Source organism: Paenibacillus kribbensis (genome assembly GCF_002240415.1).
In the GTDB taxonomy this organism is placed as follows: domain Bacteria; phylum Bacillota; class Bacilli; order Paenibacillales; family Paenibacillaceae; genus Paenibacillus; species Paenibacillus kribbensis.
The window spans coordinates 3052419-3064195 of sequence record NZ_CP020028.1 but is presented as its reverse complement, the minus strand read 5'-3'; the positions used below and the strand labels follow the sequence as shown (position 1 = coordinate 3064195).

General features: G+C 51.1%; 1 protein-coding gene. It reads left to right on the top strand.

The genetic code is table 11. The annotated features are described in order from the left end of the window. Positions 1-179: 179 nt before the first annotated feature. Positions 180-11492: a non-ribosomal peptide synthetase gene (locus B4V02_RS13730; RefSeq protein WP_094155228.1), complete on the top strand. Its 11313-nt coding sequence runs from the start codon at positions 180-182 to the stop codon at positions 11490-11492. Positions 11493-11777: the final 285 nt, after the last annotated feature.

Sequence of the window (11777 nt, the reverse complement as noted above, 5' to 3'; positions counted from 1 at the left end):
ATCCGTTTTCTAAAATGCAATGATTTCACTTTGTGTGTGCAGGGGGCGGCGCTTGTCCGCTGCCCTTGCCTGCAAAGTATTATTTTTCCAACACCATGTTCATTTACGTAACAACGCTCAATTACGCATCAAAGCACCATTCCAACCGGGGTACGACCCTATGAAGCAGGAGGGATGTCATGAAAGCCTTATTTGAGAAGGAAAAAAATTACTGGAGTCATAAGCTGGAACCTGAGGATCATATCATTTGCCTGCCATATACCAACAACGTATCCAAGGATGCAAATACAACGAATTCAAATTCCCATACGTACACGCTCACATTTCCATCTGAAATTTCCGGGCGAATATCCTCTATAACAGGTGGCGCTCCATGGGCAGTGTTTATGGTTCTGCTGGCTGGAGTAGAAAGCCTATTACATAAATACACAGGTGAGGAACGTGTGCTGCTGGGCATTCCGGTAGCCAAATCTGGCAACAGTGCAACAAAGCCGATCAATCATCTACTTTTACTAAAAAACACGCTGGATTCCACCACATCCTTCAAAACTTTGCTGGCTCTAATCAAAACCTCTGTCAGCGAAGCGATTGAACACCAAAATATTCCCTTTTGGAGCTATACCGAAGGACTGGAAATTCCACGCAGCGAGGATGACAAGCCTCTTATTCACACCTCGATATCTATGCAAAATATTCATATTTCTGATTTTTTGAATCATGTACAGTCTGAGCTGGATTTTCAATTTCAATGGGAAAATGCAGCCGTTTCCCTGAATGTGAAGTATAGTAGCGACCGTTATAGCGAGGCAACGATTGAACGCTTTGTTGAGCAGCTGTTGCGGTTGTACACCATTGTTTTGCATCAGCCAGAGCTGGCGATTTCCGCAGCACAAGTGCTGTCAGAGCAAGAAGTGGAGCAACTGGTTTATACCTTCAACGATACAGCTGCGGATTATCCGCGTCATGCGTCCATACATGCGTTGTTTGAGGAACAGGCGCAGCAGACACCACAGCAGGTGGCAGTGGTGTACGGACAAGACAGGCTGACCTATGGAGAATTGAACGAAAAAGCGAGCCGTATGGCTCATACATTGCGTAAGCTGGGAATCTGCACCGAGCAGACGGTTGGCATTGTGGCTGAACGCTCGATTGAAATGATCGTCGGTATGCTTGCGATTCTCAAAGCAGGCGGAGCGTATGTGCCGATTGACTCCGATTATCCGAATGAACGTGTACGCTATTTGCTGGAGGATTCCGGTGCAAACATACTGCTGGTACAGCGAATGGAGCATCGGCCCGTTGATTTTGCCGGGACTGTGCTCGACCTGAGCGATTCCGCAATCTATGGAATGGATGAGGCTGATCGTTGCAATCCCGTTTTGCCAAATGATCACGGGACGTATACTGGCACGGCTGATATGGGATACGTAGACTGCCTAAACCCGCTCTATTCCATTTCCGCTAGTTCCGAGCTTGCTTCTACTACAACGACACAACCAGAAACCATTCAACCAGAAGCTACGCAATCAGAACAAGCAGAACAGATACAACAGGCTTACACAGCTGGAGAACACTCGAAGGCGACCGCTGCTGATCGCCTGGCATACATTATGTACACCTCAGGGACAACAGGCCAGCCCAAAGGGGTTATGGTGGAGCACCGCAATGTCGTACGTTTGGTGAAAAATACAAACTATGCGCAATTGGATGCCGACACGCGCATTTTGCAGACCGGTGCCGTTGTCTTTGATGCGTCCACCTTCGAAATATGGGGAGCGCTATTGAACGGTGGACAGCTGGTGCTGGTGAGTCAGGATGTCATTTTAGACGCACCCAAGCTGAAGGAAGCCGTGCGCAATCACGGCATTACAACGATGTGGCTGACGGCACCGCTCTTTAACCAGCTGTCCCAGCAGGATCTGGAGCTGTTCGAGGGAATACGGGAGCTGCTGGTCGGCGGGGATGTGCTGTCCGTACCGCACATTAATCGGGTGCTGGATGCTTATCCGTCCCTGCGGATTATCAACGGCTACGGCCCGACGGAAAATACGACCTTTTCCACCACGCATGCGATTACTGGCGTGCAATCCGAATCGGTGCCGATTGGCAGCCCGATCCATAACTCGACGGCGTATGTCGTGGACCGTTCGATGCAGCTGCAGCCTGTCGGGGCGTGGGGAGAGCTGATCGTCGGCGGTGACGGGGTGGCACGTGGATACCGCAACCGTCCGGACCTGACGACCGAAAAGTTCATCGACAGTCCGTTCCGCAGCGGAGAACGCTGCTATCGCACAGGGGATCTGGTGCGTTGGAATACGGACGGGACGCTGGAATACAAGGGACGGATTGACGCCCAGGTGAAAATCCGGGGCTACCGGATCGAGCTGGGCGAGGTGGCAGCACAGCTGTTGAAGCTGGAGGCAGTGCGAGAAGCCGTCGTGATTGCACGTGAGGACGAGCAGGGGCAAAAGCAGCTCTGCGCTTATGTGGTGACCCATGCGGATGTAGCGGCAAATGAGCTGCGCAGCGCGTTGAGCCAGGAGCTGCCGGGCTACATGGTGCCGTCGTATTTTGTGCAGCTGGAGCAATTGCCGCTGACGCCCAATGGCAAGGTGGATCGCCGGGCGTTGCCGCAGCCGGAGGGAAGTGTAAACTCAGGCGCAGCATATATACCTCCTCAAACTCCATTGGAAGAACAGCTCGCGAGTATTTGGCAAGAAGTGCTGGAGCTTGAGCGCATTGGAAGGAAGGAGAATTTTTTTGAAGCAGGCGGTCATTCCCTGCGGGCGACACATGTCATATCGCTTATCCATAAGAAATTGCATAAAAATCTGCAGCTAAAGGATTTGTTTGAGCATCCGACGATTGAACAGCTTGCGCAGGTGATTGAAACGCTGGAGCAAACCGCCTATGCATCCATCTCTGTTGCAGAGAACAAGCCGTTTTATACAGTATCCTCAGCGCAAAAACGGATGTATATCCTCAATCAACTTGACGGAGCGGGAGTTAGCTATAACATCCCCGGCGCCCTGACACTGACAGGTTCACTTGATTATAAGGCACTGGAAAAAGCGTTCCGCCAGCTTATTGCCCGTCATGAAACATTGCGTACTAGTTTTGAAACCATGAACGGCGAACCTGTCCAGCGGGTGCATGACGAGGTTCCATTTCACATCGAGCTGCTTCAGGCCGACGGAGCCGACCGGATGCACACAGATAAGCTGGTACATGATTTTGTCCGGCCGTTTGATCTGGCGCAGGCCCCGCTGCTCCGGGTGGGCCTGATTGTAATCAGTCCAGAGCATCATATTTTGCTGCTGGATATGCACCACATCATTTCGGACGGCACCTCTATCCATGTGCTGATTCAGGATTTCATCCGTTTATATGCAGGCGACACGCTGCCATCACTGCGCATTCAGTATAAGGACTACGCCGCTTGGCAACAGGAGCAGCAGCAAAGTGAACGCTACCGGGAGCAGGAAAGCTACTGGCTGAATACCTTCGCGGGAGAGCTACCCGTGCTGGATATACCGACCGACTATCCGCGTCCAGCGGTGAGAAGCTTTGAAGGAGATTTGCTGGAATTTACGCTCGATCAACGGCAAAGCGAAGGATTAAGAAGAATTGCGATGCAGACGGAATCAACATTGTATATGGTGCTGTTGGCTGCCTATACAGCTTTGCTTAGCCATTACAGCGGACAGGAGGATATTATTGTCGGTTCGCCGATTGCGGGACGGTCCCATGCTGATCTTGGCAGTCTGATCGGGATGTTCGTGAACACACTGGCGATCCGCAATTACCCGGAAGGCGGGAAAACATTCCGTGATTATGTGCTGGAGGTCAAGGACAACGCATTGAAGGCTTTTGGACATCAGGATTATCCGTTTGAAGAACTGGTAGACAAGCTGGGTGTAGATCGAGATTTAAGCCGCAATCCGTTATTTGATACCCTGTTTGCTCTGCAAAATCTGGAGCAAAAGGAGCAGCAGCTGGCAGGGTTGCAATTGACATCCTATCCGAGTGAACAAACGACGGCCAAATTTGATTTGAGTCTGCTCGCGCTGGAAGATGGGGAGGAAATCATCTGCGGTCTTCAATATGGAACCCGGCTCTACAAGCGGGAGACCATCGAACGATTGGCGTTGCATTTCCAGCAGCTTATCCATGTGGTAATAGAACAGCCGGATATCGTTCTTTCGGCTATTGAAATCGTTTCGTCCCAAGAAAAAGAGCAGATTGTGCAGCAATTTAACGATACAGCAGCAGACTATCCGTATCCGTGTGATCAAGCTGTGCATGTGCTGTTCGAGGAGCAAGCAGCACTATCGCCGGATCGGGTGGCAATCACCTTTGCGAGCACACAGCTTACCTACCGCGAGCTGAATGAACGTTCCAACCGTCTGGCACGCATACTCGCTTCCCATGGGATACGGCGCGGCTTGGAGCCGGAAATACAGCGGGTAGGGATTATGGCTGAGCGCTCTATTGAACTGATCGTCGGTATGCTGGCGATTTTGAAGGCTGGAGGGGCCTATGTTCCCATTGATGCCGATTATCCTGAGGAGCGTATCCGTTATTTACTGGAGGATTCCGGCGCTCAGCTGTTACTGGTACAGCGACGCGAGCAGGTTCTTTTTGAACCGGGTATTCCGGTTATCGCTTTGAGTGATGATCCAGAATGGAGCAGCGAACCTGAACTTAATACTCATGCGGATGAATCTGCTGCGATCTCAACGGACGGATCTTCCTCAGATCTTGCGCATGTCATCTATACCTCTGGTACAACAGGCAAGCCGAAGGGGGTTATGATCGGGCACCGCAATGTCGTGCGTTTGGTGAAAAACCAAAGCTATGCCACATTTGATGAAAATACGCGTATGCTGCAAATAGGAGCAGTTGTGTTCGATGCTTCCACGTTTGAAATCTGGGGAACGCTGCTGAACGGTGGCCAACTGTATGTGGTAAGTCATGACACGATTTTGGACGCCGCCAAGCTCAAACAAACCATTGACAAGTATCGTATTAACACCATGTTCATGACCGCAGCTTTATTCAATCAGCATTCACAGCAAGACATTGGAGTGTTTGCTTCCTTGAAGGAATTGCTCGTGGGTGGCGATGTATTATCCGTACCACACGTCAATCGCGTGCTGAAGGAGTACCCGCACCTTCGATTGATCAATGCTTACGGGCCGACGGAGAACACCACCTTTTCCACCACCTATGACATTACAGAAGCGCAAGCCCAGTCTGTTCCCATTGGACGTCCGATTCATCATTCGACCGCTTATGTGGTCAATCGTTCGTTAAAGCTGCAGCCTGTCGGGGCATGGGGAGAACTGATCGTCGGTGGCGACGGCGTGGCGCTCGGGTATCTGAATCGGTCCGAGCTCACGGCGGAAAAGTTTATTGAAAGTCCATTCCGGCCCGGAGAATACTGCTATCGTACAGGAGATTTGGTGCGCTGGCGTGCAGATGGCGTGTTGGAGTACAAGGGAAGAATGGATGAGCAGGTCAAAATTCGCGGCTACCGCATTGAGCTGGGTGAAATTGAAACCCGATTGTCCACGATTGCAGGTGTGAAGGAATCGGTTGTTACCGTGCAGCAAGATGATAACGGGCAAAAACAGCTATGCGCATATTTCGTAACAGACAGCGAATTGAGTGCGAGCGACATACGTAACGTTTTGTCGCAGGATCTGCCTGGCTATATGGTGCCTTCCTACTTTGTGCAGCTTTCCAGACTGCCCTTGACGCCCAATGGTAAAGTAGACCGCAAGGCACTGCCTGCACCTGAGCATAATGTCGACACAGGCGTGAATTATGTGGCACCCGAGACGGCAATTCAGCAGGCGCTGGCTGCGGCTTGGGGGGCCATTCTGGGTATTCGGCAAGTGGGCATACAGGATAACTTTTTCCATTTGGGTGGTGACTCCATCAAGGCTATCCAAGTATCGTCGCGCTTGTTTCAGGCGGGATACAAGCTGGACATGAAGGACTTATTCAAGTACCCGACAATTGCGGGACTGAGCCCATATATTCAGCCTGTGAACCGACTGGCGAAGCAGGGCGAGGTTACAGGAAATGTTGTGCTTACACCGGTTCAGCGCTGGTTTTTTGAACAGCAGGCGGCAGAGCCGCACTATTTTAACCAATCTGTCATGCTCTATCGCCAGGAAGGCTATGATGAACAGGCACTCCGTCAAGCACTTGACCAAATTACCGCTCATCATGATGCATTGCGTATGGTTTTTCGTTCATCGGAGAACAGGTATATCGCATGGAATCGCGGTGTAGGGGAAGGCGAACCATACGATCTGGAGAGTTTTGATTATAGGGACTTTGCTACAAGCGAGAAGGATTTGGCGAAGATTATTGAAACGAAATGTAATGAAATCCAATCCGGTATTTCTTTAAGTGAAGGCCCGCTCATGAGGCTGGGGCTGTTCCGTTGCCCGGATGGAGATCATTTGCTGATCGTGATTCACCATTTGGTGGTGGATGGGGTATCCTGGCGCATTTTATTCGAGGATTTAGCGACTGCTTATGAGCAGGCCTCCAAGGGTGAACGGGTAATTCAGTTGCCTCATAAAACGGATTCATTCCAAACGTGGGCCGAGCAGTTGCACGCTTATGCCAACAGTCCAGCCATTGAACGTGAGCGCGCGTATTGGAAGGAGCTTGCGCAAGCGGAACTGGTTTCTTTGCCGCAGGATTATGGGCATAACGAGCACGAAAAGCCGTTAATGGGTGACAGTGAGTCGGTTACCGCTGTTTGGACAAGTGAGGAGACAGAGCAGCTGCTTAAGCAGGCAAATCGTGCCTACCGAACAGAGGTTAACGACCTGCTGTTGACAGCGGTAGGGATGGCATTGCAAGCGTGGTGCGGTAATGAGCGTTTCCTGATTCATCTGGAGGGGCATGGACGGGAAGCTATTTTTCCAGAGGCGGACATTACTCGAACGGTAGGATGGTTTACAAGCCAATATCCCGTTTTGCTTGATATGGCAGAAGAGCAGTCTCTTTCGCAGCGAATTAAGCATGTGAAGGAAGGACTGCGCGGCATCCCGCAAAAAGGGATCGGATACGGCGTGTTGAAATACTTAGCTGATCGCCAGGGACAAGCGGCATCTATAGCCCTGTTTGAAGCAGATCCTGAAATCAGCTTTAACTATTTGGGACAATTCGATCAGGATATGAAGGGAAATGACCTGCAGTCATCCCCTTACAGTGGAGGAATGCCACTTAGCCCGACCATGGCCCGGACGTATACGTTGGATTTTGGCGGCATCATTTCGGGAGGTCAGTTGGGTCTGACGATTAGCTATAGCCGTACCAGCTATCGAGCGGAGACGATAGAGCGCTTGGCGAGATTACTGGAATCGAGTCTGCGTGAAATTTTGGCGCATTGCATCCATAAAGAACATCCGGAGCTGACCCCAAGTGATATTTCCTATAAAGGAATGAGTATAGAGGGCTTGGACAGCCTGTTATCTGAAATGGGTACTGCGGGTGAGGTCGACAATATATATACACTGACCCCGATGCAAAAAGGGATGCTGTTTCACAGCCAGCTCGATAGTCAAGCAGCCATGAATGACGCGTATTTTGAGCAGGTTTCTTATGATATGCGAGATCAGTTGGATATTCGGGCTTTTGCAGACAGCCTGAATATTCTGGTTCGGCGACATGAGGCGCTGCGTACACATTTTTATTTTGGCAGGGATACGGAGCCGTTGCAGGTGGTGTATCGAAGCCGGGACTGCGGCTTTTATTACGAAGATTTACGCGAGCTGGATGTGGAAACAAGGGATACCTGGCTGAAGAGCTTCAAGTTGGAAGATAAAGCACGGGGCTTTGATCTGCGTCGGGATGTCCTGCTGCGTGTAGCGGTTTTGCGCACCGGGGAAGACAGCTACCATTTTGTGTGGAGTTTTCATCATATCGTGATGGATGGCTGGTGTCTGTCCCTTGTGAATAAAGAAGTGTTTGAGAGCTATGCAGCACTTCAGGAGGGCAGAGTGCCAGAGTTGGCACCGGCAGTGCCGTACAGCAGCTTTATTGAATGGCTGGAAGCACAGGATCGCGAGGCGTCAGCCGACTACTGGAGAAGCTATTTATCCGGGTATGAGCAGCAAACAGCGCTGCCTGCTGTAAAAACCGGTCGTAAGAATGAAGGCTACACAGCCAGCGACTGGGTGACGGATTTGGAGCATGAGTTGACCCTCCGGGTGGAGGAGACGGCCAAGCGATATCAGGTGACCATGAATACGTTATTACAAACCGCATGGGGGATTGTGCTGCAAAAATATAACAACCACAATGATGTCGTATTTGGCAGTGTCGTCTCAGGCCGTCCATCGGACATTATCGGGGTCGAGGACATCATCGGCTTGTTCATTAATACGATTCCCGTTCGCGTACGTACCGAGCCAGGGGAAACATTTGCAGAAGTCATGAAGAACATGCAGGAGCAGGCGTTGGCTTCTCATACGTATGATACGTATCCGCTGTTTGAAATTCAGGCATTGACCGACCAGAAACAGGATTTAATTAACCATATTATGGTGTTTGAAAATTATCCGGTGGATGAGCAGGTCGAGGAGCTGGGAAATGACGGACAGAGTACATTTACGATTTCCAACGTGGTGGCTACAGAGCAGACCAACTACGATCTGAGCGTCGTCGTTATGCCGGGAGAAGGCATCAAGATTCGTTTTATGTATAACGCGTTAAGCTATGATCAAGCAGGCATTGAGCGTCTGTATGGACATTTTGTACGTTTGCTGGAGCAAATTTTGCTTAACCCGAATGTTTGCGTAGAAGAGCTGGAACTGGTTACAGCGGCGGAAAAACAACAGATTACAGGAGAGTTTAATGATACTGCCTCTGCATATCCACGTAATCAGACGATCCATAAACTGTTTGAGGAGCAGGCTGAGCGCACGCCGGATCATGTTGCCGTCGTTTTGGGTCATCAATCTCTAACCTACCGTGAACTGAACGAGAGAGCCAACCGTCTCGCACGGACGCTGCGTGCAGAAGGAGTTCAGCCGGATCAGCCGGTAGGCATTTTGGTGCAGCGCTCGCTGGAAATGATCGTAGGCATCTATGCGATCCTCAAAGCAGGCGGAGCCTACGTGCCGATTGATCCAGAATACCCGGTGGACCGCATCCGCTTTATGCTGGAGGACTCGGGAGCGAAGCTGGTACTGACGCAAGCGCAGGTAGCCGAACAGGCATCCTTGAGCTTCGACGGCCAGGTACTGGTGCTGGATGGTCCAGAGCAGGATGGAAAGGACATCTACCACGAAGACGGCTCGAATCTGGAGCCACTGGCCGGGCCGCATCATGTCGCGTACGTCATCTACACTTCCGGTTCGACCGGAAAACCGAAGGGCGTGATGGTTGAACATCATTCCGTTATTAACCGGATTTTGTGGATGCATGACCGTTACGGCTTGGGCGCGGAGGACACGATCCTGCAGAAAACCACCTTCACGTTCGACGTGTCGGTGTGGGAGCTGTTCTGGTGGTCGATGGTTGGCTCGAAGGTAAGCTTGCTGCCCGTTGGCGGGGAAAAGAATCCGGAGGACATCGTCGATGCGATTGCCCGCAACGGAGTCACCACGATGCACTTCGTGCCTGCGATGCTGCATGCATTCCTGGAGTACGTGGAGCAGCAGCCACGGGAAGTAATACAGGCGAAGCTAGGCACGCTGCGGCATGTATTTGCCAGCGGCGAAGCGTTGCCGCTGCAATATGTGGCGCGCTTCCAACGGCTCGTGTCAAGTCTGGCTGGAGCGAAGCTGATCAACCTGTATGGCCCAACGGAAGCGACCGTAGACGTATCGTACTTCGATTGCGAGCCGACGGAGGAATATACAGTCATTCCAATCGGGAAACCGATTCAAAATATTCGTCTATACATCGTGAAGGAAGGCACGGAGCAATTGCAGCCGATCGGGGTTGCAGGGGAACTGTGTATCGGCGGTGTAGGGGTAGCACGTGGCTATCTGAACCGTCCGGAATTAACGGCGGAGAAATTCGTTGTTGACCCGTTTGCCGGTGGCGAAGCCGGCTATGAGCGGATGTACCGGACAGGCGATTTGGCGAGATGGATGCCGAACGGGGACATTGAATATTTGGGCCGGATCGACCATCAGGTGAAAATCCGGGGCTACCGGATCGAGCTGGGCGAGGTGGAGGCGCGGCTGGCAAGTGTACCGTCCGTGCGGGATAGCGTTGTTATCGCTTTGCAGGATGGAGCAGGCCAGCAGCAATTATGTGCTTACTTCACTGCCGATGAACAGCTGACCATCCGTGAGATTCGAAGTGCATTGTTTGCTGCCCTGCCAGGCTATATGATTCCATCTGCCTTTGTACAGCTGGATCGTATTCCGCTGACGACTAACGGCAAAATCGACCGCAAAGCGTTACCTGTACCGGACAAAGCGTTGCACACGGGTACAGAATATGTCGCACCGCGAACCGATGTGGAGCAGTTGCTGGCAGCCATTTGGCAGGAAGTGCTCGAAATCCCGCAAGTGGGGATCCACGATGACTTTTTCACGTTGGGGGGACATTCCTTGAAAGTACTGGAGCTTGTACGCAAAGTTCACCTTGCCACAGACATCGAGCTTCCAATTCGCAGTGTTCTGGAGTTTCCGACTATAGAAGAGCAGGCGCTCGCATTATTGAAATCCGATCTGGAATACAAGGCGGATAGTCCAATCATTCGGTTGAATGAACACGGTCCTGTCTCCATCTTCTGCTTTCCGCCCATGCTTGGATATGGGCTGTCGTTCGCGGAGCTTGCAAAACAACTGGATCAGGATGCAGTCGTGTATGGATTGGAATTCGTAGAGGATGCTGCGGATGAGCACGAAATGTTGACACGGTATGTTGATTTGATCGTCAGCACGCAAGCACAAGGTCCGTATGTGCTGCTTGGCTATTCCATAGGCGGTAATCTGGCGCATAAGGTTGCCGACACGCTGGAGCGTCAAGGTCATGCTGTATCCGACATTTTTATGCTTGATTCAGTCAAAAGGACGGAAGCCCGGCCCTTCACAGCCGAAGAAACAGAGCACGATATTCATGCCATGCTGGAACAGGTTCCCGAGTCCTACCGTGAGCTGTTGAATGACACGTACCAGCGTAAAATGATCGCTTACGCGGTGTATGGCAACCAGCTTGTGAACACAGAGACCGTTCAGGCCAATATTCACGGTTTTGTTGCTGTCGGATCGGAAATGGTGAAGGGGACGGGAGACAATCGACTCTTATGGAAAGACGCTACACAAGGAAGCTATGAAGAGCATAGCTTGATCGGCAGTCATTATGAACTGCTGGAACCCGGTTTTGTCGAGGAAAATGCAAAATGCATCCGTGCCGCAATACAAAGCATAGCCCGAAGCACGGGGCAAAATATGGCTCTTGGCTCTTCAAAGTCAATGGTCGATGATATGTCCGGCATTCGTTAATTTATAATCTGACAGAATCCTGATCGAACAGATAAGAAGCCTTCTGCTTACGCGATTCGATCAGGATTCGCTTTATCATCTGCATTCCCGCTATGGGAAATGCGATGATTACATAGCGCCATGCAGATAGCTCCGATATGGGGTGAAGATATCTGCTCCGCTATGCAATCACCGCACTGTCAACACAATGATCCAACTTCATACTTACATTGCTGCATACGGTATATCTTTTTCATTGGGGTTTTCTCCCTATTCATTATTCCTGAACGTTTACAAAACATTGCA

Excerpts from the sequence above, each read along its gene's own strand:
- B4V02_RS13730 (WP_094155228.1), top strand. The coding sequence starts at position 180 with ATGAAAGCCTTATTTGAGAAGGAAAAAAATTACTGGAGTCATAAGCTG.